The sequence below is a fragment of the Streptomyces sp. NBC_00386 genome (assembly GCF_036063235.1).
Taxonomy (GTDB): domain Bacteria; phylum Actinomycetota; class Actinomycetes; order Streptomycetales; family Streptomycetaceae; genus Streptomyces.
The window spans coordinates 7,855,421-7,879,456 of sequence record NZ_CP107950.1 but is presented as its reverse complement, the minus strand read 5'-3'; the positions used below and the strand labels follow the sequence as shown (position 1 = coordinate 7,879,456).

23 protein-coding genes are annotated in these 24,036 nt (G+C 71.3%); 11 read left to right on the top strand and 12 right to left on the bottom strand.

Annotated features, from left to right (window positions below; all coding sequences use genetic code 11):
- Positions 1-56: 56 nt before the first annotated feature.
- Complete coding sequence (locus tag OG780_RS34660; RefSeq protein ID WP_328454848.1) at positions 57-1,919, bottom strand: LamG-like jellyroll fold domain-containing protein; 1,863 nt, start codon at positions 1,917-1,919, stop codon at positions 57-59.
- A 240-nt stretch (positions 1,920-2,159) separates the two neighbouring features.
- Here OG780_RS34660 and OG780_RS34655 point away from each other — a divergent pair, with 240 nt between their 5' ends.
- Positions 2,160-2,564, top strand: coding sequence for a PaaI family thioesterase (locus OG780_RS34655; RefSeq protein WP_328454846.1), 405 nt, complete (start codon positions 2,160-2,162; stop codon positions 2,562-2,564).
- Positions 2,565-2,621: 57 nt separating this feature from the next.
- On the opposite strand, the gene OG780_RS34650 is transcribed toward OG780_RS34655, so the two are convergent.
- Together OG780_RS34650 and OG780_RS34645 are read right to left on the bottom strand one after the other, a co-directional pair.
- Entirely contained in the window at positions 2,622-2,981 is a 360-nt protein-coding gene (locus tag OG780_RS34650) for a hypothetical protein (RefSeq protein ID WP_328454844.1), read from the bottom strand.
- Between the two features lie 244 nt (positions 2,982-3,225).
- Complete coding sequence (locus tag OG780_RS34645; RefSeq protein WP_328458602.1) at positions 3,226-3,663, bottom strand: DUF4442 domain-containing protein; 438 nt, start codon at positions 3,661-3,663, stop codon at positions 3,226-3,228.
- 193 nt (positions 3,664-3,856) lie between these two features.
- On the opposite strand from OG780_RS34645, the gene OG780_RS34640 reads away from it, so the two are divergent.
- The 3 genes from OG780_RS34640 to OG780_RS34630 all read left to right on the top strand — a co-directional run bounded on the left by OG780_RS34640 (position 3,857) and on the right by OG780_RS34630 (position 7,676).
- On the top strand, positions 3,857-4,954 hold the full coding sequence (locus OG780_RS34640; RefSeq protein ID WP_328454842.1) for a hypothetical protein: 1,098 nt from the start codon (positions 3,857-3,859) through the stop codon (positions 4,952-4,954).
- 114 nt (positions 4,955-5,068) lie between these two features.
- Positions 5,069-6,103 (top strand): hypothetical protein, encoded by a 1,035-nt coding sequence (locus tag OG780_RS34635; RefSeq protein WP_328454840.1) that lies wholly within the window; start codon positions 5,069-5,071, stop codon positions 6,101-6,103.
- 250 nt (positions 6,104-6,353) lie between these two features.
- Positions 6,354-7,676: an MFS transporter gene (locus tag OG780_RS34630; RefSeq protein WP_328454838.1), complete on the top strand. Its 1,323-nt coding sequence runs from the start codon at positions 6,354-6,356 to the stop codon at positions 7,674-7,676.
- On the opposite strand, the gene OG780_RS34625 is transcribed toward OG780_RS34630, so the two are convergent.
- From OG780_RS34625 to OG780_RS34615, 3 genes are all read right to left on the bottom strand, one after another.
- On the bottom strand, positions 7,638-8,483 hold the full coding sequence (locus OG780_RS34625) for a spermidine synthase (protein WP_328454836.1): 846 nt from the start codon (positions 8,481-8,483) through the stop codon (positions 7,638-7,640). The two genes, OG780_RS34630 and OG780_RS34625, sit on opposite strands and share 39 nt — an antisense overlap.
- A 113-nt stretch (positions 8,484-8,596) precedes the next feature.
- Complete coding sequence (gene tuf, locus OG780_RS34620; RefSeq protein ID WP_328454835.1) at positions 8,597-9,766, bottom strand: elongation factor Tu; 1,170 nt, start codon at positions 9,764-9,766, stop codon at positions 8,597-8,599.
- A gap of 318 nt (positions 9,767-10,084) precedes the next feature.
- Complete coding sequence (locus OG780_RS34615; RefSeq protein WP_328454834.1) at positions 10,085-10,819, bottom strand: DNA alkylation repair protein; 735 nt, start codon at positions 10,817-10,819, stop codon at positions 10,085-10,087.
- A 50-nt stretch (positions 10,820-10,869) separates the two neighbouring features.
- Between OG780_RS34615 and OG780_RS34610 the strand changes: the two genes are divergently transcribed.
- On the top strand, positions 10,870-11,688 hold the full coding sequence (locus OG780_RS34610; RefSeq protein WP_328454833.1) for a TVP38/TMEM64 family protein: 819 nt from the start codon (positions 10,870-10,872) through the stop codon (positions 11,686-11,688).
- A gap of 16 nt (positions 11,689-11,704) precedes the next feature.
- On the opposite strand, the gene OG780_RS34605 is transcribed toward OG780_RS34610, so the two are convergent.
- Complete coding sequence (locus OG780_RS34605) at positions 11,705-12,880, bottom strand: thiolase family protein (protein ID WP_328454832.1); 1,176 nt, start codon at positions 12,878-12,880, stop codon at positions 11,705-11,707.
- Between the two features lie 159 nt (positions 12,881-13,039).
- Between OG780_RS34605 and OG780_RS34600 the strand changes: the two genes are divergently transcribed.
- The 6 genes from OG780_RS34600 (at position 13,040) to lnt (ending at position 18,223) form a co-directional block, all read left to right on the top strand.
- Complete coding sequence (locus OG780_RS34600) at positions 13,040-13,501, top strand: winged helix-turn-helix transcriptional regulator (RefSeq protein ID WP_328454831.1); 462 nt, start codon at positions 13,040-13,042, stop codon at positions 13,499-13,501.
- A gap of 138 nt (positions 13,502-13,639) precedes the next feature.
- Complete coding sequence (locus OG780_RS34595) at positions 13,640-14,515, top strand: undecaprenyl-diphosphate phosphatase (protein ID WP_328454830.1); 876 nt, start codon at positions 13,640-13,642, stop codon at positions 14,513-14,515.
- Positions 14,516-14,558: 43 nt separating this feature from the next.
- Positions 14,559-14,960, top strand: coding sequence for an NUDIX hydrolase (locus tag OG780_RS34590; RefSeq protein WP_328454829.1), 402 nt, complete (start codon positions 14,559-14,561; stop codon positions 14,958-14,960).
- A gap of 587 nt (positions 14,961-15,547) precedes the next feature.
- On the top strand, positions 15,548-15,727 hold the full coding sequence (locus OG780_RS34585; RefSeq protein ID WP_151470596.1) for a hypothetical protein: 180 nt from the start codon (positions 15,548-15,550) through the stop codon (positions 15,725-15,727).
- A 221-nt stretch (positions 15,728-15,948) separates the two neighbouring features.
- Positions 15,949-16,434 carry a nuclear transport factor 2 family protein gene (locus tag OG780_RS34580; RefSeq protein ID WP_328454827.1) on the top strand — a complete coding sequence of 162 codons (486 nt, stop codon included), beginning with the start codon at positions 15,949-15,951 and terminating at the stop codon, positions 16,432-16,434.
- Positions 16,435-16,636: 202 nt separating this feature from the next.
- Positions 16,637-18,223, top strand: coding sequence for an apolipoprotein N-acyltransferase (gene lnt / locus OG780_RS34575; RefSeq protein ID WP_328454825.1), 1,587 nt, complete (start codon positions 16,637-16,639; stop codon positions 18,221-18,223).
- Here the strand turns inward: lnt and OG780_RS34570 are convergent.
- The 5 genes from OG780_RS34570 to OG780_RS34550 form a co-directional block, all read right to left on the bottom strand.
- Complete coding sequence (locus OG780_RS34570) at positions 18,141-19,052, bottom strand: Gfo/Idh/MocA family protein (protein WP_328454823.1); 912 nt, start codon at positions 19,050-19,052, stop codon at positions 18,141-18,143. The two genes, lnt and OG780_RS34570, sit on opposite strands and share 83 nt — an antisense overlap.
- An 843-nt stretch (positions 19,053-19,895) precedes the next feature.
- Positions 19,896-20,453 carry a hypothetical protein gene (locus tag OG780_RS34565; protein WP_328458600.1) on the bottom strand — a complete coding sequence of 186 codons (558 nt, stop codon included), beginning with the start codon at positions 20,451-20,453 and terminating at the stop codon, positions 19,896-19,898.
- Between the two features lie 122 nt (positions 20,454-20,575).
- Positions 20,576-21,259, bottom strand: a complete 684-nt coding sequence (locus OG780_RS34560; RefSeq protein ID WP_328454821.1) for a uracil-DNA glycosylase — start codon at positions 21,257-21,259, stop codon at positions 20,576-20,578.
- A 178-nt stretch (positions 21,260-21,437) separates the two neighbouring features.
- Positions 21,438-23,018, bottom strand: a complete 1,581-nt coding sequence (locus tag OG780_RS34555; RefSeq protein ID WP_328454819.1) for an ABC transporter substrate-binding protein — start codon at positions 23,016-23,018, stop codon at positions 21,438-21,440.
- A gap of 251 nt (positions 23,019-23,269) precedes the next feature.
- Complete coding sequence (locus tag OG780_RS34550) at positions 23,270-24,031, bottom strand: SDR family oxidoreductase (protein ID WP_326789049.1); 762 nt, start codon at positions 24,029-24,031, stop codon at positions 23,270-23,272.
- Between the last annotated feature and the right edge of the window lie 5 nt (positions 24,032-24,036).

The following is a 24,036-nucleotide window of genomic DNA, read 5'->3' as shown; positions in this document are numbered from 1 at the left end:
CGCGCACCGCCCGATGGCCAGAGTCGGGCATGGACGGCCGGAAGGGAACAGATGCTCTAGGACGGAGGCCTGAGAAAGTCCCGTACGGGCAGGGCGCGGTCGACGACTCGGGTGTCGCCGATCCAGCCGTAGAAGCCCTGCCCGAAGCTCTCGTCGAACTGGGTGGCACCGATGACGAAGGGCTTGCCGAGCGTCGCGATCCCGGTGGACGGCTGCGTGGGGTTGCGGGCGATCTTCGAGCCGTCGACGTGGAGCACGGTGCGGCGGCCGTCGTTCACGACGGCGACATGGGTCCAGCGGCCCACCGGGAGCGCGTGGCTCCACGAGGTCGGGTCGGCGTCCTGCCGCTCCGGATACACGACGAACTGCAGGAACCGCTCCGGCGACAGATTGAGGCTGCAGGTGGGCTCCAGCGGAGACCAGCCGGTCGTCTTGCCCGCGTCGCCGTTGCGGCCCTCCCAGCTCAGGATGCCCATCCAGGCGTGGTCGCCCTCGAAGGGATCCGGCAGTTTGATGAACGTCTCTATGGTGTAGCCCCGGGTGAACCTCGCACTGTTCAGGGCGGCCCCGGTACGCGTCGTGAGGATGGCGCCGCGGTCGGGGCTCTTCCCGCCGTCGAAGCGGAGGCTGGCGTGGGCGGGCTGGCCCGGATGGTGGTCCGCCGACCAGGTCAGGGCGGCCGGGCCGCTCGTGTGCAGCCGGCTCACGGTCAGGTCGTTCCCGTGGCCCGTGAGGTCCCGTACGACCGTGCCGTCCTCGACGGGAGCGCCCGGCGCCGTCCCGGAGTCGTCGAAGCGCCAGTAGGCCACCGTGCCGTGCGGCATCACCGCGGAGGCGGGGCGCGGCTTCGGCGGGACGACGGGCGCGAAGCCCTGGAAACGCTCGTCGAAGTCGATGCGCAGGCTGAACCGGTCGACAGGGCCGGTCAGTTCGATCGTCTCGGCCTCCAGCGGGGTCCGCTTCTCCGGGTCGCGGGCGAGGAACCACGGCGCGAACGTCTCGACGTCGATGACACCCCTGGCCAGGTCGAAGGAGTAGGTGCGGATCATCCCGGCGCCGCCGTAATAGCGGTCCTGGTAGTTGGTGATGTGGACGTGGACATCGTTGTCGTCGTCGTTGGTCAGGACCGTGCGCCCGGGCGGCCAGTAGTGGCCGCCGAGGGCGAGGAAGATCTGGTCGTTGCCCCGGACGAGCCCGTCCCACAGGCGCTTGCCGTTGCCGGAGAGCTGGGCCTTTCCGTCGTCGTCCGACCACGCGATGTCGTGTGTGGTGAGGACGGCGGGAAGCGTCGGACGGGCGTCCAGGACACCCTGGGCCCAGCGCAGCCCCTTGTCCGACACCCGCCAGTCCAGGGCGAGCACCAGCCACTCCCGGCCGGCGGCGCGCAGCACGTGATAGCTGTTGTAGCCGTCGGGAGAGGCACCGCGGAAGGTGGGCATGGAGGCGTAGCGCTCGGGACCGAACGCGGCCAGGTAGGCCGTGTCTCCGCGCTGGTCGTCGGTGGACGAGGGAATGTCGTGGTTGCCGGCCAGGACGCTGTAGGGGACCTTGCCGTGGAGGGTGCGGAAGGTGTCGGCGGCGCGTCCGATCTCGTCCTCGGTGCCGTGTTCGGTGACATCGCCGAGGTGCGTCATGAAGGCGATGTTGGACTCGGCCCGCTCCGCCACGAGGTACCGGAAGGTCTCCCGCAGCGGCTCCGGGTCCGCGCTGTCTGCGTCGAAGAGGTACTGCGTGTCGGGAAGCACGGCCAGCGCGAAGCGCGGGCTCTCGGTGTCGAACCGGCCTCCCCCGCCCGTGGTCGCGGCCCGTGCGGGGGCCGTCTCGAAGGCCGCCGTCGCCGCGCCGGCCGCCGGGACGGCGACCGCCGCGCGCAGCAACGCCCGTCTGTCCGGCCCGTTCTGCTGTCCTGCCGTGCCCATGTGCCCTCCAGGTGAGCGGGATCGGTGTCAGGGGGCACGCTGGTGACCGGCCATGACCGCGCGGTGGCAGTGAGCTGAACGACGCATTGTGTTCGCCGCACGATTGGCGTCCGGCACGCCGTCGCGACGGACGACCGGATCGCGCACACACTCCGCACCGCCGGAACACCCTCTGGAGGTAAGGGAGTTGATAGAAAGGATCACCGACTTGCGTCCCGCCGTTCCCACAAGGAGCCCGATGTGACCGTGACCGCCGACGACATCTACGCGATGGCCCCCTACGCCAGGACCCTGGGCGTTCGCTTCACCGCCCTGTCCGCCGAGGGAGTGGACGCCGAACTCGATTTCGTGCCCGAACTGTCCACCGTGGGAGGCGGGTTGCACGGGGGCGCGCTGATGGGCCTGGCCGACGTCGCCTCGGCGGTGTGCGCCGCGCTGAACGGCCCCGCGGGCGCGGTCCCGGCCACCACCACCTCGACCACGCACTTCCTGCGGCCGGTACGCGAGGGAGCCGCGTACGCGAAGGCCCGCGTTCTGCGGGTGGGACGCGACACGGCGGTCGTGGAATGCGACATCGAGGACGACAGGCACCGGCTCTGCACCCGGGTCACCCAGACGGTGAGCATCCGAGTGCCACGCGGCTGACGGGAACCGGCGACGGCCCAGGGCCCCGACCGGCCCGCACTGACGTCTCCGGGTGAGCTACGGCTGGTCGAGTGTGCCCTCGAGCACCTTGTCCTTGTCGAAGTTGCCGTCGTCGTCGAGCCAGCCGAGGTTGCCCATGGCCGCGTTGACGACGAGCACGTCGTAGTCGTCGCCCTTCACGCCGTCACAGGCGGAGGGCTTGCCTCTCCCATCCGCCTGGTACTGAGCGACGAGGGCTCTCTGGCATCCCTTGACGATGTCGTCGTAAGACGGCCGGCTGATCCAGTAAACGCTTCCGCCGACGGCGAGGGCACCTGCGACGGCGGCGGCCAGGATCAGGTTGCGGCGCTTCGTCGCGGTCGGCTTCGGTACGACGGGGGGCGGGGTGTCGGGCATCGGCGGCAACTGGTTCGTCATGGCTGTCCCCAAGGTTGTGCGGATTCGGGATGCTAGCGACGGTGGAGCCGCTCCGGCTGCCGGTTGGCCGGGTTGCACCGAAACGAGGAACGTGCGGATCTCTGCGCACATGACGCCCAGGACGGACGGCCGAGGGCGCGCCGCGATGGATGCGGGCTCGCAGTCGGTCCGTAAAGGTCACCCCGGCTGCCCCCTGAGGCTCGTCGTGAACCTCAAGGGAGCCAGGATTTCGCATGCCGGCGAGTCAGCCGTTCGGGCGGAGGGTCCAGACGACCGTCATCTCGCCGGTCACCGCGCCGTCGCCGCGCCGGATGGCGATGGCTACGGGGAACTCGGGGCGCCGGCCGGCGTCGAGCTCAGCGACGACGTCCGCGGCGGGCCGCCCGAGCGTGGCGGTGGCCGTGACGGGGCCCATCGCGAGCTTCTTGTACGCGATCTCGGCGCTGACCGCGAGCGGCACGGCGCGGGAGAGCTGGTCCCCGAAGGCGGCGAGGACGATGGCCCCGCTCGCCGACTCGCCCAGCGTGAACATGGCTCCGGCGTGCGGTCCGCCGACGTGGTTGTGGAAGTCGCCCTGGTCCGGGAGCGCCACGACGGCCTTCTCCGGAGTGGTCTCCACGAACTCGAGGTTCAGGGTCCGGGCCATCGGCACGGTCGCGGCGAGCATCTCGCCGATCGTCATCTGGTCTGCGCTCATACCGCGAGGTTACCCATGAGTAGCAATCCTTGACCAGCCCCTCCGCACGGCACCGAGGCCGGGGCGGCGCCGAGAGCCGGTGCCGCACGCCGGTCGGCACCGCGGTGGGCACTCCGGTACAGGCCTGACGAAACGCGGTGACAGAAACGTTTCACATGCGCCACTAACGTGACTGCCCATGTGGCCAGGACAGCAGCCGCCCGGAGGCGAGCAGAACCCGCAGGGACAGACCCCACAGGGACAGCACCCGCAGGGGCAGAACCCGTACCAGCAGCCGGGGTACCAGCAGCCGAACCCGTATCAGCAGCCCGGATACCAGCAGACGGGGTACCCGCAGGCGGGCCCGTACGGGCAGCAGCCGGAGCGGCCGCAGCAGCCCGGCCCTTACGGAACGCAACCCGGGCAGCAGCCGTGGGACGCAACCGCCCCCGCGGGCGCACCCGTGCCGCCGCGGGGGAACGGGAACCGGACGAAGGTGATCGCCGTCGTGGCGGCCACCGCGGTGGTCGTGGCCGCCGGGGTGACCGGCGCCGTCCTGCTCGGCGGCGGGAAGGAGGACCGGGCCGGCGACGGCGACAAGGGCACGGGCTCGAAGCCCTCGGCGAGTGCCCCGAAGAGCCCGGGCGCCTCCCCCTCCGACGGCGATCAGCGCGGCGGGGCCGCCGAGCAGCCGACCGTCCCCGGCTGGAAGGTCGTCGTCAACCCCAAGTGGGGCACGGCCTTCGACGTCCCCGCGGACTGGGAGGTGGCCTCACCGGGCACGTCGATCGGGTTCGAGAAGCACAATGCGAAGGCCGACGACAAGCCGCTGATCATGATGTCGGCTCCCGCCTACTTCAAGTCCAAGTGGTGCACCACCGACGGCGACAAGGACGGCCGCACGGAGGACACCGCGCTCGGCGCCGCGGGCACCAAGGGCGCGAGCGGAGCGAAGAGCACCGACGAGGTCGCCGTGAACCAGGTCCCCTGGTGGGTGTTCGGCGGCTACACGCAGCCGGACAAGAAGAGTCTGACCTTCGACAAGAAGGCCCGGCCGTACACCACGGACTCGGGCGTCACGGGAAGCGTCGCCTGGGCCAGGTCCAAGGACACGCCCCAGAAGGGGAAGTGCGCGAGCGACGGCAAGGCCGTCACGTTCGGATTCAAGAACTCCGCCGGCGACTTCGTGGCGTGGAATCTCTACGGAGCCACCGGCGTGACGGGCGAGATCCCCGACGCGACCATCATGAAGATCCTCGGCACCGTCCGCCTGCACGGTGACCCGACGGGGTCCTGAGCCGGCACCAGACGCGTGCCGAGCCGGGATCAATGGGACAAGTGGCCTGATGGCGCCGTCGTTTCGGGGACCGCCATGGCACCCCGGTCACGGGCCCCTCTATCGTTACCAGCCATGTGGCCAGGACAGCAGCCGCCCGGGGGCGAGCAGAACCCGCAGGACCAGAACCCGTACCAGCAGCCGGGGTACCAACAGCCGAATCCGTATCAGCAGCCCGGATACCAGCAGACGGGGTATCCGCCGCCCGGCCCGTACGGACAGCAGCCGGGGCAGCCTCAGTGGGGAGCGCCGTCGGATCCCCTCGGCCCGCCCCAGGTGCCCGGCGGCAACGGCGGTGGCGGCAACAAGACGAAGATCACCGCGATCGTCGCGGCCCTTGCCGTCGTGATCGCCGCCGGGGTCACCGGTTACCTCGTCCTGGGCGGAAACGGCGACTCGGACGACAAGGCCGGCGGGGACACGTCCAAGTCCCCAAAGGCGTCGGCGTCCACGTCGGCGAGCGCGAGCGAGGCCAACCCGCGCGGCGGCGACGGCGAGAAGGCGACGATCGCCGGCTGGAAGGTCGTGGTGAACCCGAAGTGGGGCACCGCCTTCGACGTGCCGCCGGACTGGAACGTCAGCAGTTCCGGCACCTTCATCGGCTTCGAGGACGACAAGAAGGGCGACGGCTCCGTGCTCATCGGCATGTCCGCGCCCGCGTTCCTCAAGGAGAAGTGGTGCACGTCCGACGCGAACAAGGACGGCCGCACCGAGGACACCTCGCTCGCCGCCGCCGGCACGAAGGGTCAGAGCGGCGCCAAGAACACCGACGACGTGGCGCGCAACGACTCGGCGTGGTGGGTCTTCGGCGGCTACACCGATCAGAAGGACGCTTCGAAGAAGCTGCTGAAGATCGGCAAGCCCGAGGCGTACACCACGGCCGCGGGCATCAAGGGCAGCGTCGCGACGACGTACTCCAAGGGTGTCGCCAAGAAGGGCAAGTGCGACTCCGACGGCAAGGCGACCACCTTCGCCTTCAAGAACTCGGCGGGCGACTTCGTGTCCTGGACCCTCTACGGCGCCAAGGGTGTCTCGGAGGAGATCCCGGACGCGACCGCGCAGAAGATCCTCAGCACCGTACGGCTGCACGGCGAGCCGACGGGTTCCTGAGCCCCCGGCCGAGGCACGCGACCCCGGAACGGGCTCCCGTCCCCGGCCGGAACGGAGTCCCGGCTGAGCAGAGCCTGTCCTTCCGCCGCTGCCGTCGGCGCGCACGACGGACGGGGGCGCCGACGCGTGTGCGGCCGGTGCCCGGTGGACCGGTCGGCGCATACGTGCCGGTGCCGGGCGGCATGAGCGCCCGGAAGGGTGTTCAGGAACGGGTTTGGCAAGTCGGTCACCGGGCGGCGATAGTCTCCCGGTGACCTCAGCCGCCGACCTCGCCCGACCTTCCCGCCGCCCCTCCTGGGCGAGCCGGAACTACACCCTCCTGACCGCCGCCGCGGTCGTCACCAACCTGGGCAGCCAGGGCGCGCTGATCGCCGCGGCGTTCGCGGTGCTCGGAGCGGGCGGCGACGGAGGCGACGTCGGCCTGGTGGCCGCGGCGCGCACGCTGCCGCTGGTGCTCTTCCTGCTGATCGGCGGAGCGGTCGCGGACCGGCTGCCGCGGCATCGGGTGATGGTCGCGGCCAACGCCCTCAACTGTGTATCGCAGGCGGCGTTCGCCGTGCTGGTCATCTCCGGCGATGCACGGCTGTGGCAGATGATGCTGCTGTCCGCGCTCGGCGGGACCGGGCAGGCCTTCTTCAACCCGGCCGCCGAGGGCATGCTCATGTCCTCCGTCCGCGGTGAGCAGGCGAGCCGCGCGTTCGCGATGTTCCGGATGGCGATGCAGGGCGCGGGTCTCGGCGGAGCGGCCCTGGGCGGCGCGCTGGTGGCCGTGATCGGACCGGGCTGGGTGCTCGCCGTGGACGCGGTCGCCTTCGCGGTCGCCGGTGCGCTGCGTTGCTTCCTCGACGTGAGCCACATACCGCCGCGTGAACCGGGCGGCGGTCTGCTCGCCGACCTGCGCGACGGCTGGCACGAATTCGTCGGACGGCCCTGGCTGTGGACGATCGTCGCGCAGTTCTCCGTGGTGGTCGCGGTCGTCGGAGCCGCGGACGCGGTCTACGGTCCGCTGGTCGCCCGGGACAGTCTCGGCGGGGCGGGACCCTGGGGTCTGGCGCTCGGCGCGTTCGGCGCCGGGACCGTGGGCGGCGCGCTGCTCATGACCCGCTGGAAGCCCCGTCGCCTGCTGCTCGCGGGCACCTTGTGCGTCTTCCCGCTCGCGGCACCCGCCGCCGCGCTCGCGGTCCCCCTGCCGGTGGGACCGCTGTACGCCGTGATGTTCGTCAGCGGTCTGGCGATAGAGGTCTTCGGTGTGTCGTGGATGACGGCGCTCCACCAGGAGATCCCCGAGGACAAGCTCTCGCGGGTCTCGGCGTACGACTGGTTCGGCTCGATCGCGATGGTCCCGCTGGCCACGGCACTGGCGGGCCCGGCGGAGCAGGCCTTCGGCCGGACGCCCGCGCTGTGGGGCTGCGCGACGCTCGTCGTGGTGGTCACGGCGGCGGTGCTGTGCGTCCCGGACGTCCGGAATCTGACACGGCGGTCCCGGGCGGTGGCGCAGGGCGCTCCCGCCGCGGTGTCCGGCGCGGAGCACGCGTCAGCCGATGCCGAAGGCCCCGCCGGGCGGCTCGGGTGAGGGAACCGCGTCCTCGTCGCGCACCGGAGCGGCACCGCCGATGAAGTCCCGCAGCGCGGGGCCGTGTTCGACGCGGGCCGGGAAGGCGTCGGCGGCGGTACGGCGGGCCAGGGCGGCCGTGTCGAGTGGCTGGTGGGAGGCCACGAGCACGGCGTTGCCGAAGCGCCGGCCGCGCAGCACGCCGGGTTCGGCGATGAGGGCGATCTCCTCGAACACCGTGGAGAACGTGGCGAGCTGGGAGCGCAGAAAGGCGAAGGGCGCCGCGTCCGCGAGGTTGGCGAGGTAGACACCGCCGGGGCGCAGCACGCGCTCGGCGGCGCTCGCGTAGGCGGTGGACGTCAGATGTGCCGGTACGCGCGAGCCGCCGAAGACGTCCGCGATCAGGATGTCCGCGGAATCGGGGGCGGCGGCCTCGATCCAGGCGCGGGCGTCGGCGCGGTGCAGTGCGATGCCCGTGCCGCCGGGTACCGGCAGACACTCGCCGATCATGGCCAGCAGTCCCTGGTCCGCCTCGATCACGTCCTGGCGTGAACCGGGCCGGGTGGCCGCGACGTAGCGGGGCAGGGTCAGCGCCCCGCCGCCGAGGTGCAGCACGTCCAGAGCGCGTCCCGGTTCCGCCACCGTGTCCAGCACGTGCCCGAGCCGCCGGGTGTACTCGAACTCCAGGTGCGTCGGTTCGTCCAGATCGACGTACGACTGGGGTGCGCCGTCCACGGTCAGCAGCCATGCGCGCTCGCGGTCCACGTCGGGCATCAGCTTGGCGGTCCCGTGATCCACGGCCCGCATCACGGGTATCGGCTCGTTCACGGGTCCATTGTGCGGTACCCGCGGCGACGCGAACGGGGCCGGCCACGGCGACGGGACCGGGAACGGGGCCCGCCATGGTGTGGCGGGCCCCGCGTCCCCGGTCCGGCCGTGCGTCAGCCGACCGACGTCACCGTCCCGGCGCCGACCGTGCGGCCGCCCTCACGGATCGCGAAGCCGAGGCCCGGCTCCAGCGGCACCTCACGGCCGAGCTCGACGGTCATGACGACGGTGTCGCCGGGCCGGGCGACGGCCTGCTCGCCGAGGTCGACGTCGCCGACCACGTCCGCGGTGCGGATGTAGAACTGCGGCCGGTACCCGGTGGAGACCGCTGTCGTACGGCCGCCCTCGCGCGTCGACAGGACGTAGACCCGTGCCGTGAAGCGACTGCTGGGCACGACACTGCCGGGCGCGGCGACGATGTGCCCGCGGCGGACCGCGTCGCGGGGCACACCGCGCAGCAGCAGCGCCACGTTGTCGCCGGCCTGCGCCTCCTCCATGGGCTTGCCGAAGGTCTCCAGGCCGGTGACCACCGTGTCGACGCCGGCGCCGAGCACCTCGACGCGGTCGCCGACACGGATCGTGCCGCGCTCCACGGCACCGGTGACGACCGTTCCGCGTCCGGTGATGGTGAGCACGTTCTCGACCGGCATCAGGAACGGCGCGTCGAGATAGCGCTCGGGCATGGGCACGTAGGTGTCCACGGCGTCGAGCAGCGCGTCGATCGCGGCCGTCCACCGGGGGTCCCCCTCAAGGGCCTTGAGGCCGGACACCCGTACGACGGGTACGGAGTCGCCGCCGTAGCCCTGCGCGGAGAGCAGCTCGCGGACCTCCAGCTCGACGAGGTCGGCGAGCTCCTCGTCCCCCGCGTCGGCCTTGTTGAGGGCGACGACGATGTGGTCGACACCCACCTGCCGGGCGAGCAGGACGTGCTCGGCGGTCTGCGGCATGATCCCGTCCAGCGCGGACACGACGAGGATGGCCCCGTCGAGCTGGGCCGCGCCGGTGACCATGTTCTTGACGTAGTCGGCGTGGCCCGGCATGTCCACGTGCGCGTAGTGCCGGGTGTCGGTCTCGTACTCGACGTGCGCGATGTTGATGGTGATGCCGCGGGCAGCCTCCTCCGGCGCCCGGTCGATGCGGTCGAACGGGACGAAGGTGCCGGAACCCCGCTCGGCGAGGACCTTGGTGATGGCGGCGGTCAGGGTGGTCTTTCCGTGGTCGACGTGACCCATGGTGCCGATGTTCAGGTGCGGTTTGGTGCGCACGTAAGCGGTCTTGGGCATGACTGTTCCTCGAAGCCTCTTCGGTGTCAGCGGAGCTGAGTGATGGCCCCGGCACGTACCGGCCGGGACGGGGACCCCCAGGAGTTACCGACCCTCCCCCTGCGGGGTCCGCCGGACGATCCGGGAAGGGTCAGCTTCGGGCGCCGTCGACGGCTGCCGTGATGATCTGGACGGCAGCCTTCGGCGCGTCCGCGACTGCGGATGCTGCGAGGAGGAAGGCGTACCGGAACATGAGGAGATCATCTCCGACGTGTCCCGCCGCGTCGAACGATTTTCGGTGCCCCGCGGACCGGTGTGACGCGAGGGGCGTGGGCGGTCTCAGGGACCGATGTTCTTGAGCGCCTCACGCACGGACAGCGGCGCGAGTCCCGCCCGCTGCGCGGCGACGAAGTCCCTTACGGCGCCCGGGTCGGTCTTGGCGTATTCGCGCAGACACCATCCGATGGCTTTGCGGATGAAGAAGTCGGGATGGCCGGACTGCCGGACGCAGTACGCGAAGAGGCGCCCGGTGTCGGTGGCCTCCTTGTACCGGAGCTGATGGAGCAGCGCCGTACGGGCGATCCACAGATCGTCGTCCTCGATCCAGGCGTCCATGTCGGTGCGCAGGCGCGGGTCGGCGGCCACCAGGCCTCCCACCACGTGCGCGGCGAGCGCGTCGACGGTGTCCCACCAGGAGACGGTGGAGACGAGATGCCTGGCCACCGGCAGGAAACCCGACGACAGGCGTGTCACATGGCGGCGCAGATAGTCGACGGCGAAGTACTGGTACTCGCGTTCCGGCAGTCGCCAGCAGCGCAGGGCGAGCGCGGCGCAGTCCCGCTCGTCGGGCCGGGCGGTGTCCAGGAGCACGGTGCGGGACAGGGCGCGGCGCTCGGGTGTCGTCAGCCCGAGGAAGGGGGCGTTGTCCTTCATGTAGGCGCGCATCGACGCGGCCCGCCGCGGGTCGGCCGCCGCCGGATACACGGTCGTGAGCCGCTCCAGGAGAGTGTCCGCGAGCACGCTGTCCGGCACGTCGGACCGCGCACCCGACGTTCCGGAAGCTGTGACGCCCATGAGACGAACCATACGGCGATCACACACACGCGTCGGCTAGTGTCACCGGAATGCTCGATGCCACCACCCGCTCTGGGGGCACCGCCACGGCCACCCCCCAGGCCGCCGCCACGGAGCTCACCGTCGCCACCGACCTGGTCGGCGGCCCGGAGATCTCCGTCGCCGCACCCGCGGTCCCGGCCGCCGTACGCGCCGACCCGGCCTCCCGCTTCCTGAGAGCGCTGCTCTCGCCGTGGTCGCGGCTCTCGCTGCTGGTCGTGCTGCTCGTGGCGGCGGCGTCGAGTGTGCTTCTCTTCGACCCGCAGCGGCTGCTCGCCGACGGCTGGCCGCCCCAGCTCGGCGGCGCTGCGGCGGCCGTCACGTTCACCGTGGCGTACGGGCTGTGCACGGTCGCCTTCGTGCCCCGGCCGCTGCTCAATCTGGCGGCCGGCGCCGTGTTCGGCTCCCAACTGGGGCTGGGAACCGCGCTGGTGGGCACGGTGCTCGGCGCGGGGGCCGCTTTCGGGCTCGGTCGGATCCTCGGGCAGGACGCGCTGCGGTCGCTGCTGCGGGCCCGCTGGCTGAAGGCGGCGGACGGCCAGCTCAGCCGGCACGGCTTCCGCTCGATGATGGTGGCCCGGCTGTTCCCCGGTGTGCCGTTCTGGGCGGCGAACTACTGCGCGGCCGTGTCCCGCATGGGCTGGCTGCCCTTCCTGGTCGCGACGGCGCTCGGCTCGATCCCGAACACCGCCGCGTACGCCGTCGCCGGCGCCCGCGCGTCGTCACCGACCTCCCCGGCGTTCCTGATCGCGATGGCCCTGATCACGGTCCCGGCCCTGGTCGGAACGGTGGTGGCCTGGCGCAAGCGCCACCACCTGCGCGGCCGCTGAGGCACGCACGCCACTGCTACGGACGCACGGCTTCCAGGATCATCGCGTTCGCCAGTCCGCCCGCCTCGCACATCGTCTGCAGCGCGTAGCGGGCACCCCGGGCGCGCATCGCGTGGACGAGGGTCGTGGTCAGGCGGGTGCCGCTCGCGCCGAGCGGGTGCCCGATCGCGATCGCTCCGCCGTGCACGTTGACCTTGGACAGGTCGGCACCCGTCTCCTGCTGCCAGGCGAGAACGACGGCTGCGAAAGCCTCGTTCACCTCGAAGAGGTCGATGTCACCGAGGTCGAGACCGGCCTTGCGCAGAACCTTCTCGGTGGCCGGGACGACGCCGGTGAGCATCAGCAGCGGGTCGGAACCGGTGACGGCGAAGCTGTGCAGCCGGGCGACGGGCCGCAGGCCGAGGCGGGCGGCGGTCTCGCTCGACGTGATGAGCACGGCGGAGGCGCCGTCGTTGACCGGGCTCGCGTTCCCGGCCGTGACGGACCAGTCGATCTGGGGGAAGCGCTCGGCGAAGCCCGGGTCGTAGTACGCGGGCTTCAGCCCGGCGAGTGTCTCGGGGGTGCTGCCGGGGCGGACACTCTCGTCCCGGACCAGGCCTTCCAGGGGCGCGACCTCCGCGTCGAACAGGCCGCCGTCCCACGCCTGTGCCGCCTTCAGGTGCGAGCCGATCGCGAAGGCGTCCATCCGCTCGCGGCCGATGCCCCACTTGGCGGCGATGAGCTCGGCACTGATGCCCTGGGGCACCAGGCCCTCGGGGTAGCGCTCCGCGACCCCGGGCCCGAAGGGGTCCGCGCCCGCCGGCACGTTGGACCACATCGGCACACGGCTCATCGATTCCACACCGCAGGCCACGACCATGTCGTACGCCCCCGACATGACGCCCTGCGCGGCGAAGTGCACCGCCTGCTGCGACGAGCCGCACTGGCGGTCCACCGTGGTCGCGGGGACCGTCTCGGGGAATCCCGCGGAGAGCACGGCGTAGCGGGTGGTGTTCATGGCCTGTTCGCCGACCTGGTCGACGGTGCCGCCTATGACGTCGTCGATCAGCGCCGGGTCGATCCCCGAGCGCTCGACGAGCGCGCGGAGGGTGTGGGCGAGGAGTTCCACCGGGTGGACGTGGGCGAGCGAACCGTTCGGCTTGCCCTTGCCCACGGGGGTGCGTACGGCTTCGACGATCACGGCGTCACGCATCGGATGCCTCTCAGGTCGGTCGGATCTCTGAGGTCGGAAAACCGGCGACCGGGCGGGGCCGGTCACCGAAGCAAGTGAGTTGGATTTCCAAACCCACTAAGTGACCCAAGAGTAACCCAGTGAGTTGGAACATCCAACCCACCTTCGTAGACTGGCGGCATGAAGGACCCCCGCCCCTGCTCGATCGCCGCGACACTCGCCCTCGTAGGGGAGAAGTACTCCCTGCTGGTCCTGCGCGAGGTGTCGCTCGGCGCCACACGCTTCGACCAGCTCGCACGCAACATCGGCGCTCCTCGCGACGTGCTGACCGCCAGGCTGAAGCGCCTCGTCGACGCCGGGCTGCTGGAGAAGGCGGAGTACAGCGACCGTCCCAAGCGCTACGAGTACCGGCCCACGCGGGCGGGCCTCGAACTGGGACCCGTCCTGCTGATGCTGATGTCCTGGGGGGACCGGCACCTCCAGGAGGGCGGCTTCCGGCCCATGGTGCTGGAGCACACCTGTGGCCACGAACTGGTCCCCCAGGTCGTCTGCCGGGAATGCGGTGAGCAGGTCCGGCACGAGTCCCTCACCCCCCACCCCCAGGCCCCGGGCTGGACGGTGACGGGCCCCGTGCCGGAGTAGCCACCGCACCCCGAAACCCCCATGGCCGGGCTGTCACCGGCGGCGGTTAGGCTTCCCTCAGCGTCCACGATCGCCTTTCACCGCGGTCGGGCGTGCCCATCTCCCTTTCCGCGATCAGCACTTGGACCACGTAACTTCATGTCTTGGTTTCAATCCCTCGTCCTCGGGCTCGTCCAAGGGCTGACCGAATTCCTCCCCGTCTCCTCCAGCGCGCATCTGCGGCTGACCGCCGCCTTCGCGGGCTGGGACGACCCCGGTGCGGCGTTCACCGCGATCACGCAGCTCGGCACGGAGGCCGCGGTGCTGATCTACTTCCGCAAGGACGTGGGCAGGATCCTGTCGGCGTGGTTCCGCTCGCTCACCAACAAGGCGATGCGCCGCGACCATGACGCCCAGATGGGGTGGCTGGTGATCGTCGGCTCCATCCCGATCGGAGTGCTCGGGATCACGCTCAAGGACCAGATCGAGGGGCCGTTCCGCGATCTGCGGGTCACCGCCACCATGCTGATCGTGATGGGCATCGTCATAGGCATCGCCGACCGGCTCGCGGCCCGCGACGAGTCGGGCGGCAGGCACCGGGCGGCCAAGCAGCGCAAGGGACTCGAGGACCTCAACACCCGGGACGGCCTGCTGTACGGCGTCTGCCAGGCCATGGCCCTGGTCCCCGGCGTCTCCCGGTCCGGCGCGACCATCAGTGGCGGCCTGTTCATGGGTTACAGCCGTGCGGCGGCTGCCCGCTACTCCTTCCTCCTCGCCATGCCGGCCGTCCTCGCCTCCGGCGTCTTCGAACTCAAGGACGCGGCCGCTGAGGGCCATGTCTCCTGGGGGCCCACCGTCTTCGCGACGATCATCGCCTTCGCGGTCGGATACGCCGTCATCGCGTGGTTCATGAAATTCATCTCCCACAAGAGCTTCATGCCGTTCGTCTGGTACCGGATCGTCCTCGGCTTCGTCATCATCGGCCTGGTCGGCGCCGACGTCCTCAGCCCCCACGCGGCCGAGTCGTCCGGCTGAGCGGAGCGCTGATCGCCGCTCCCCGAGGGAGAGTCGAGGTCGTATGCCGGCTGACGACGCGACGGTCGCCGGCGCGGTTGTCGTGCACGCCGGGCGCGTGCTGATGATGCGCCGCAGTGTGCCCGCGGGTTCGGTTCTCTGGACGTTCCCGTCGGGGAAGGTCGAGGCGGACGAGTCCCCGGCGGACGCCGCCGTCAGAGAGGCCTTGGAGGAGACGGGGGTCACCGTGGAGCCGGGGCCGCTGCTGGGCGAGCGCGTACATCCGGTGACCGGTTGGCGGGTGGTCTACGTCGCCTGCCGTCTGGTGTCCGGTGAAGCGTGGGCGGCCTCTCCGCGGGAGGTGGCGGAGGTCACCTGGGCGCGGCTCGAAGACCTTCACCGACTGGTTCCGGATGGCGTTTTCGAGCCCGTGCGGGAGTACCTCGCCAATGTGCTGCCGCACTGAAACGGCGCTCCAGATACCCGTCGCGCTGCGGCGACCGGAGCGGTAGGCCGTCTGGCCGAACGCTTCTGCGGTTCGGGTTGCGGCGCTTTAGCGTGGTCTCTCCGACTGGAGGTGGAGCATGCCGAAAGATCCCGCGCTGGGCCGGTTGGGCACAGAAGCGCGCAGTGTGAAGTTCCCGGACGGCAGCCGCGGGGTCATCCTGGTGAGGGCCGGTATTCCTCAGGAGGAGGCGGAAGCGCTCGCGGCGCGAGTCTGGGCGGAACGAGCGGAACGAGCAGAACGGGCGGAGACGGGGGGAGACGGGCGGGTCGAACGCTTGACGCCCTGACAGCCCCGGCGAATCCGCCCGTCCGGCCCGTCCCGGCCGTCCCGCCCGTCTCGCGTGGATGCCGTCGGAGACGGGCCCGCACGTTCCCCGGCCGTTCGCCCCCCTCCCGGGGAACGGGCCCGGCACGACCAACTCAAGCCGCCGGCAAAGGAGTTCGGCCACCGAAGAGGCCTCGCGCGTAAACACCGTGACGCAGCACATACGACTTGAGTAGCCGCCCGGTAGCGCAGTGTCAGTCCTTGCGCCTAGGCTGGTCCGCATGTCCCCCGATGTCACTCCGCCTGGTTCCGTGCGGTCTGCCGCCGCGTTGAACGAACAGATCCGCGCCCTGTGGACGCGGACAGGCGGCTCCCTGTCCGCACAGGAGCGGGCGGAGTACGAGCTCCTGATCGTGAAGTGGGCCGAGGCGATACGCGGCGAGATCATCGAAGCGGCGTAGGTCCGTCCGGGTTTCCGCCACGCACAGGCTCACCGCCCGCCGACCCCCGTAACACCACACGGACTCCTCCCGAGCCCGGGCGCCGCTTGCCCCGCGAGCCCTCCGCGACCGTGCGGGCGACGCCGGACCGGGGCGACCGACGCCGAACCGAACGCCGCCGGACCCGGAATACCCCCACCCAGCCCCTTGGCGTGGGAAGCGGAGTGGCCAACACTGAGCCGATGACGCAGCGTGTGGAGCTCGCGACCGTGCTGGACCGGTTCTCCCTGGACGAGATCGTCACCGCGTACGCGGTGGCCGTGGACGACGGCGACTGGGAGGGATACCGGGGGCTGTTCGCACCGAAGGGCCGCGCCGACTACCGCTCGGCCGGCGGCATCGAGGGTGACGCGGCCGAGGTCGCCGAGTGGCTCGCGCAGAGCCTGGACCTGTTCGCCATGCGCCAGCATCTGATCGTCAACCGGCGGGTCCGGTTCGGCGTCCTGGACCAGGACACCGGCGACACGGCCGAGGTGCGGGCGGACTACATCAATCCGATGCGGTTCGCAGGGCAGGACGGCGACTCCACCGCGCCCGACCTCGTGTGCGGCGGCCGCTACACCTTCGGCCTGCTGCGCACCCACGACGGCTGGCGGCTGCTCCAGGTGGTCGTCCAGGAGAAATGGCGCCGGATGCCACAGCCTCGGCACACACCCGCGAACACCTGAGTCACCGGCACCCAGTCCCTGCCCGCGGGTTCCCGCCCGGCCTCCGCGCCCGCGGGACGCCCGGCCACCGGCGGGTTTCCGCCCGGCTCCACGCCCGTGGGGCGCCCGCCCGCCGGCGCGCCCCCTTCTGATCACCACGCCCCCTGTCGTAGATCGCCGCCGACGCGCACACTGGAGACACCCCGGGGCAGGGAGGCGAAGGATGAACAGGCCCGACCGTGCGTTCGGCCCATGGCTGGTCTCCCCCTGGCGGCGCGGTGCCGTCGCCGCGCTGGCGGGCGCGCTGCCGACGCTCGCGTTCCCCGCCCCGTCGTGGTGGTGGTTCGCGTACGTGGCTCTGGTGCCCTGGATCCTCATGGCGCGCTCGGCCCCCACGGGCAGGCGTGCCGCGTACGACGGCTGGTTCGGCGGGTTCGGTTTCATCCTGGCCGTGCACCATTGGCTGCTGCCGAGCCTGCATGTCTTCACGGTGGTCATAGCGGCGCTGCTCGGCGCGCTGTGGGCTCCGTGGGGCTGGCTCGTCCGGCGGTTCCTGGCCGGGGTGCCGTCTCCCGGCCGGGTCGGTGCCGCCCTCCTCGTCCTGCCGTCGGGGTGGCTGATGGTGGAACTCGCCCGCTCCTGGCAGGGTCTGGGCGGTCCCTGGGGTCTGCTCGGATCGAGTCAGTGGCAGGTGGAGCCGGCGCTGCGGCTGGCCTCGGTCGGCGGGGTGTGGCTGCTCAGCTTCCTGGTCGTGGCGGTCAACGTCGCGGTCGCCGTGCTGGTCTCGGTGCGTGAGTCCCGTATGCCCGCGGTGGCCGGACTCGTCGCGACGGCCGCCGCGACCTCGGCGGCCTGGGTGTGGTCGCCGCGCCCGGACGTCGACGGCCGGATGCGGATCGCGGTCGTGCAGCCCGGTGTCGTGGACGGGAGCACGAGTGGCGACAAGCGCTTCGCACGTGAGGAGGCCCTGACCCGTGAACTCGCGGGCCAGGGCGCGGACCTGGTCGTCTGGGGCGAGAGCAGTGTCGGCTTCGACCTGGCCGACCGGCCCGATCTGGCGCTCCGCGTCGCGGCGTTGTCCCGCGAGGTCGGCGCCGACATCCTGGTGAACGTCGACGCGCGCCGCTCCGACCGGCCGGGCATCTACAAGAGCTCGGTCCTGGTGGGGCCGCACGGCGCGACCGGCGACCGCTACGACAAGATGCGGCTGGTCCCGTTCGGCGAGTACGTGCCCGCGCGTTCCCTGCTCGGCTGGGCCACCTCCGTCGGCAAGGCAGCGGGCGAGGACCGCAGGCAGGGCACCGAACAGGTGGTGATGAACGTCGGGCACGGGCTGCGCGTCGGTCCCATGATCTGCTTCGAGTCGGCGTTCCCCGACATGAGCCGCCGCCTCGCCCAGGACGGCGCCGAGGTGCTGGTGGCCCAGTCCTCGACGTCGACGTTCCAGCGCAGCTGGGCCCCCGAGCAGCATGCCTCGCTCGCCGCGCTGCGTGCCGCCGAGACCGGCCGGACCATGGTGCACGCGACGCTCACCGGCGTCTCCGCCGTCTACGGCCCGGACGGCGAACGCATCGGCTCCTGGCTCGGCACGAACACGAGCGGCGCGACGGTCTACGACGTGCCGCTGGCCCGGGGCGTGACGCCGTACGTCCGGTTCGGCGACTGGCCGGTGCACGGCGCCCTGCTGGTGATGGCGGCACTGTGCGTGGCGGAAGGCGCTCGCACGTTCAGACTGCGGCGGCCCGCTCCTGAATCGCTTGCACCACCCGCTCGCACAACTCGTGAGTCGCCAGCGCGTCCCGGGCGCTGAGCACCTTTCCCGAGCGCACGGCGTCGAGGAACGCGAGGACCGCCTGCTCGATGCCGCGCTGCCGGGCCACCGGCACCCAGTCGCCGCGCCGGCGCACGGTCGGCTGTCCCTTGTGGTCGATCACCTCGGCGAGGTTGACCACCTGCCGCTTGGTGTCCTGGCCCGAGACCTCGAGGATCTCCTCGCTCGATCCGCTCAGCCGGTTCATCACTCCGAGTGCCGTGAATCCGTCCCCGGCGAGCTGGAGCACCACATGGTGCAGCAGCCCTTCCTCGGCACGGGCCCGCACCGTCACGTCGTCGACCGGACCCGGCACCAGGAAGCGCAGGGTGTCGACGACGTGGATGAAGTCGTCGAGGACCATGGTGCGCGGTTCCTCGGGCAGCCCCGTGCGGTTCTTCTGCATCAGGATCAGCTCGCGGGGGTGTTCGGCACACTGCGCGTACGCGGGTGCGTGACGCCGGTTGAAACCGACCGCGAGGCTGACGTTCCGCTCCTCCGCGAGCCGCACGAGCCGCTCCGACTCGCCCAGGTCGTACGCCAGCGGCTTGTCGACGTACGTGGGCACGCCCGCCTCCAGCAGCCGGGTGACGATCTCCGGGTGGGCGGCGGTGGGCGCGTGCACGAACGCCGCGTCGAGGTCCTGGGCCAGCAGCGCCTCCAGGTCGCCGTGGCGCCGGGCCGGTGGCAGGTGCAGGCTGTCGGCGACCCGGTCGAGCGTGGCCGGCGTCCGCGTCTGGAGATGCAGTTCGATCCCGGGCTGCACGCCGAGCACCGGCAGATACGCCTTCTGCGCGATGTCGCCGAGTCCGATGCAGCCGACCTTCACAGGAGTCTCCTTCAGTCACCGACGCGGGGTCCGTCGGAAGCATACGGCCGCCGCGTCGGCCCCACGGCCGGTGTTCGCGCGGAAGGCCCGCGGCACGGGCGCGGACCGTGTCCAGCCTGTCAGCCCGGCGATGTCCGTGCCCGCCGGAGGAGCGGAAGGATCACCCGTGCGGGGCATCCTGCGCCTCTCGACTCCCTGGAAGCGGTCCGGAACCAGCAGAGTTGCGTGGGTGCATCGAACGACGACTACCGCAACGCTCCTGGTCGCCGTGGCAGTCACCGCCCTCACCGGCTGTGTGACCGTCCAGCGGCCGCCCGCCTCCGGACCTCCCGCCGCCCCGGCGGGGCGTACCGCGCCACATCCGGACAGCAAGGGGGGACCCCGGACCGTGCAGGCACCGGCTCGGGAGGCGCTGCAGCGCGTCGGCCCCTCTCGGGAACCCTCACCCGACGCGGCGGCCCGGCACCGGGTGGCTCCCCCGCCCCGGGCGGTGGCACCCCCGGCGCCTCCGCGGCATGCCCACCCGGCCCCGCTCCCCGAGCCACGGCAGCCCAGGCACCGTACGGCCGTTCCGCCCGGCGCCCCCGACCTGGGGAAGCATCCGGACGTGTGCGCGCTCGGCAGGAAGTACGGGGGCTGGAACGCGAACAGCCCGGAGGCGGTCATCTGCGCGAAGACGTACGGAAGATGACGGCGCCCGCGGCACCGGCCCGGGGAAGGCACCGCCCCCCGGGACGCACCGAGGCCGGAACCCGGCACCGGAACACCTGAACACCGCAGCACCACGTCCCGTGGGCCGGCGCACCGGCGCCCGGTCCCGGGACCTGCCGGGCGGGGCGGGGTTCAGGGCCGCTGTCTCGGCGGCCCCAGGGTCTCACCGCCCGGTCCGTCGAAGCGGTCGGATCCGCCGGCCTCCGCCGAGGCGCCGGTGTCCCGAAGCCGCAGCTCCAGGCGGCCGATCGCCGCGCGGACGCCGTCCCCGTAACGGTCGTCCGCGAGGGCGCCGGCCGCACCGCGGGCCCGGTGCAGATGAGTGCGGGCGGCCTCCGAGCGGCCGAGCTTCGCGTAGTCGGCCGCGAGGTTCAGATGCAACGAGGGGTAGAACGCGCGCACGGCAAGCGACTGGTGGGGCTCGGCGGCGCTGCCCTCGCTCAGTTCCTCGGCCGCCGACAGGGCCCGCAGGTCCCAGGCGAGTTCGTCGGCGGGGTCGTCCTGGGTGTCGGCCATGTAGTGCGCCAGTGTGCAGCGGTGCAGTGCGTCGCCGCCGTCCCCGATCTCCCCCCACAGATCCAGGAAGCGGCCCCGGGCCTCCTCGCGGTCTCCGGCGTGGTGCAGCATGACGGCCTGTCCGATCCGGGTCATCATGGCGTCCGGCGCCGCCTGCTCCTGCTGCTCCGCCACCGCGTCCTCCAGGCTCGTCACTGTCCCCCACGAAGCTAGCCGCAGCCGGTGACAATCCCGCTCAGGCGCCCCCGTACGCCGCTGGGCCAGGCCGGTGACGGTCCTGGCCAGCGGCTCGGCGGTCAGCCCAGGTCCGGGATGCTCCAGTCGATCGGCTCATGGCCCTGGGCGGCCACGGCTTCGTTGATCTGCGTGAAGGGACGCGAGCCGAAGAACTTCTTCGCGGACAGCGGTGAGGGGTGTGCTCCCTTCACCACCACATGGCGCTGCTCGTCGATCAGCGGGAGCTTCTTCTGCGCGTAGTTGCCCCAGAGGACGAAGACGGCCGGGTCGGGGCGGTCGGCCACCGCGCGGATGACCGCGTCGGTGAACTTCTCCCAGCCCTTGCCCTTGTGCGAGTTCGCCTCACCGGAGCGGACTGTCAGCACCGCGTTGAGCAGCAGCACGCCCTGTTCGGCCCACGGCATCAGATAGCCGTTGTCCGGGATCGGGGTGCCCAGCTCCTCCTTCATCTCCTTGTAGATGTTCCGCAGCGACGGCGGGGTCTTGACTCCAGGACGGACGGAGAAGCACAGGCCGTGCCCCTGGCCCTCGCCGTGGTACGGGTCCTGGCCGAGGATCAGCACCTTCACCCGCTCGTACGGAGTGGCGTCGAGCGCGGCGAAGACCTCCTCCCGGGGCGGGTAGACGGGACCCTTCGCGCGCTCCTCCTCGACGAACTCGGTGAGTTCCTTGAAGTAGGGCTGCTGAAGCTCGTCGCCCAGGACGCCGCGCCAGGACTCGGGCAACATGGCGATATCGGTCACGTCAACTTCCTTCGATGTGCGGTGACTTCCAGACCACAGAACCTACCGTCGCCCACTGACAATCGGTCCCGGGCCCGTGCCGAGGCCGAATGACGGGTACGGTATGCCCCCGCACGCACCGCGGGAGGCACGCGGGCGGCCCCTCCGCCGCCCCTGCGTCACCCGGTCCCCGGGTCCGCTACCAGCTGGTCTTGCGGTCCAGCTCCCACATCATCATGATCGTCGAGGGGTCCAGGGCCCGCTCTCCGCCCGAGATCTCCTCGCTCGCGGCCACATACTGCCTGCCCTGCCACAGGGGCAGCAGCCGGGCGTCGTCGACGAGGATCCGCTGGGCCTCCTCGAACTCCTTGACCACCTCCCCGCGATCGCGCACACGGCGCGACTCCGGCAGCAGGACGTCGGTGATCCGCGGGGACGGGTAGGGCGTCCCGAGGGCGTTCCGCTCCCCCACGAAGGGCGCGATGAAGTTCTCGGCGTCAGGGAAGTCGGGGAACCAGCCGCGGCCGAACACCGGGTACTCGCCGCCGCGGTAGCCCGCTTCGTACGTCTTCCAGGGGCGGCTCCTGAGCGTGACGGTGAACAGCCCGGAGCCGTCGAGCTGGCGCTTGAGCTCGCTGAACTCCGGGGCGGTCTCGGAGCCGTAGCGGTCGGTGGTGTACCAGAGGGTGAGCGGGACGCGTTCGTCGATGCCCGCGTCGTGCAGGATCTTGCGGGCCTTGGACGGGCTCGGGCCGCCGTACTGGTCGAAGTAGCCGGTGGTGTGCCCGGTCAGTCCCGCGGGGACCATCGAGTAGAGCGGGTCGACGGTGTCCTGGTAGACCTTGTGCACGATGGCCGGCCTGTCGACGATCTGCGCGATCGCGTGGCGGACGGCGGGCTTCCCCGCCCACGGGTCCCTGGGGTTGAAGACCAGGTAGTTGATCTCGGTACCCGCCCCGTCGATGAGCTGGATGCCCTTGCCGTCGCCATGGCTCTGGAGGGCGACGACGTCCGAGGCGGCGAGGCCACGGTAGGTGACGTCGATCTTCTTGTCCCTCAGAGCCCCGACCAACTGGCCCGAGTCCTGGAAGTAGCGGATCGTCACCGCGCTGTTCCTGCGCTTGGCGAAGCCGTCGTAGTGGTCGTTCCTGACGAGTTCGGCCTGCTTGCCCTCCGTGTAGGAGCGCAGCGTGTAGGGCCCGGAGCCGAAGACCTTGTCGTCCTCGCGCAGGGCGTCGGCAGGGTAGTCGTCGGGGTCGACGATCGACATCGCTGGCGTGGCCAGCACCAACGGAAAGGTGGCGTCCGGCTTGTCGAGGTGGAAGACGACGTCACGGCTGCCCAGCACCTGGACCCGCTGGAGACTGCCGAGCAGCCCGGCGGGTCCGCCGCTCACACCGATCCTCCTGATGCGGTCGATCGAGTGCTTGACGGCCGACGCGTCGAGCGGGTCGCCGTCGGAGAACGTCATGCCCGGGCGCAGCTTGCAGCGGTAGACGGTGTTGGTTCCATCCGTGAACCCGCACTTCTCGGCGGCGTCGGGCCGCGGGGTGACCGAGCCGGTCGGGTAGCTCAGCAGCGTCTGGTAGATGTTGCGGAACAGCTCCCACGATCCGTCCCAGGAGGCCGCCGGGTCCAGGGTGCTGGGGGCACTGGTGGTGCCCACCACGATCGGCCCCTTGTCGGCCGGCGAACCCGAGGAGAAGGCACCGCACCCGGCCACCAGGGTTATGGACGTGATCGCCGCCAGCTGTCGCAGGTATCGGTTCCGGTTGAACACGTACACGCTCCTCGATCCGCCGTACCAAGGTCGGCAGACCATACCGCGGTGCCCTGCCGGGGGAACCGTCTTTCCCCGGCAGGGCACTTGATCAGCATGTATGTGACTACGTTGTCAGGATCCCGTGAACACGTCGGCACTCCGGACACCCGGACTCCGCGCCGCCCGACGCGGGCTGAGTGTTTGTCAACTTTCAACAAAAGGCCGGTCGGTCGTTCCCCGCGGGCGGGGAACGACCGACCGGCCTCGTGTCACTCGACTCCGGCGTTGAGGAACATCCCGCCGTCGACCACGAGCGTCTGGCCGGTGACCCAGTCCGACTGCTGCGAGGTGAGGAACGCGGCCGCCCCTCCGATGTCGGAGGGCACGCCGAGCCGGCCGAGCGGGTAGGCCGCGGCGGCCTCCGCCTCCCGGCCTTCGTAGAGTGCGGCAGCAAACTTCGTCTTCACCACGGCGGGCGCGATCGCGTTGACCCGCACCTTGGGCGCGAACTCGTGCGCGAGCTGCACCGTCAGGTTGATCATCGCCGCCTTGCTGACGCCGTACGCGCCGATGAAGGGCGAGGGCGCGAGACCGGCGACGGAGGCGATGTTGACGATCGCGCCGCCGTTCTCGCTCTGCCAGGCCTTCCAGGTCTGCTGGGCGAAGCCGAGCGCGGAGATGACGTTGGTCTCGAAGACCTTGCGCGCCACGTTGAGGTCCAGCTCGGCGATCGGCCCGAACACCGGGTTCGTACCGGCGTTGTTGACCAGGAAGTCGACGCGCCCGAAGGCCTCCATGGTGCGCTCCACGGCGGCGGCCTGGTGGGCCTCGTCGTGGGCCTTGCCGGCCACACCGATGACGCGGTCGGCGCCGAGCGTCTCGACGGCCTCCTTGAGGGCGTCCTCGTTGCGGCCGGTGATGCAGACGCGGTCACCGCGGGCCACGAGGGCCTCCGCGACGCCGTAGCCGATGCCGCGGCTCGCGCCCGTGATGAGCGCGACCTTGCCCGAGAGTTCGGGGAGCGTGGTCATGTGTG

Coding starts and splice junctions, on each gene's coding strand:
- OG780_RS34660 (WP_328454848.1), bottom strand. CDS start 1,919: ATGGGCACGGCAGGACAGCAGAACGGGCCGGACAGACGGGCGTTGCTG.
- OG780_RS34650 (WP_328454844.1), bottom strand. CDS start 2,981: ATGACGAACCAGTTGCCGCCGATGCCCGACACCCCGCCCCCCGTCGTA.
- OG780_RS34645 (WP_328458602.1), bottom strand. CDS start 3,663: ATGACGATCGGCGAGATGCTCGCCGCGACCGTGCCGATGGCCCGGACC.
- OG780_RS34640 (WP_328454842.1), top strand. CDS start 3,857: ATGTGGCCAGGACAGCAGCCGCCCGGAGGCGAGCAGAACCCGCAGGGA.
- OG780_RS34635 (WP_328454840.1), top strand. CDS start 5,069: ATGTGGCCAGGACAGCAGCCGCCCGGGGGCGAGCAGAACCCGCAGGAC.
- tuf (WP_328454835.1), bottom strand. CDS start 9,766: ATGCCCAAGACCGCTTACGTGCGCACCAAACCGCACCTGAACATCGGC.
- OG780_RS34615 (WP_328454834.1), bottom strand. CDS start 10,819: ATGGGCGTCACAGCTTCCGGAACGTCGGGTGCGCGGTCCGACGTGCCG.
- OG780_RS34610 (WP_328454833.1), top strand. CDS start 10,870: ATGCTCGATGCCACCACCCGCTCTGGGGGCACCGCCACGGCCACCCCC.
- OG780_RS34605 (WP_328454832.1), bottom strand. CDS start 12,880: ATGCGTGACGCCGTGATCGTCGAAGCCGTACGCACCCCCGTGGGCAAG.
- OG780_RS34600 (WP_328454831.1), top strand. CDS start 13,040: ATGAAGGACCCCCGCCCCTGCTCGATCGCCGCGACACTCGCCCTCGTA.
- OG780_RS34595 (WP_328454830.1), top strand. CDS start 13,640: ATGTCTTGGTTTCAATCCCTCGTCCTCGGGCTCGTCCAAGGGCTGACC.
- OG780_RS34590 (WP_328454829.1), top strand. CDS start 14,559: ATGCCGGCTGACGACGCGACGGTCGCCGGCGCGGTTGTCGTGCACGCC.
- OG780_RS34585 (WP_151470596.1), top strand. CDS start 15,548: ATGTCCCCCGATGTCACTCCGCCTGGTTCCGTGCGGTCTGCCGCCGCG.
- OG780_RS34580 (WP_328454827.1), top strand. CDS start 15,949: ATGACGCAGCGTGTGGAGCTCGCGACCGTGCTGGACCGGTTCTCCCTG.
- lnt (WP_328454825.1), top strand. CDS start 16,637: ATGAACAGGCCCGACCGTGCGTTCGGCCCATGGCTGGTCTCCCCCTGG.
- OG780_RS34550 (WP_326789049.1), bottom strand. CDS start 24,031: ATGACCACGCTCCCCGAACTCTCGGGCAAGGTCGCGCTCATCACGGGC.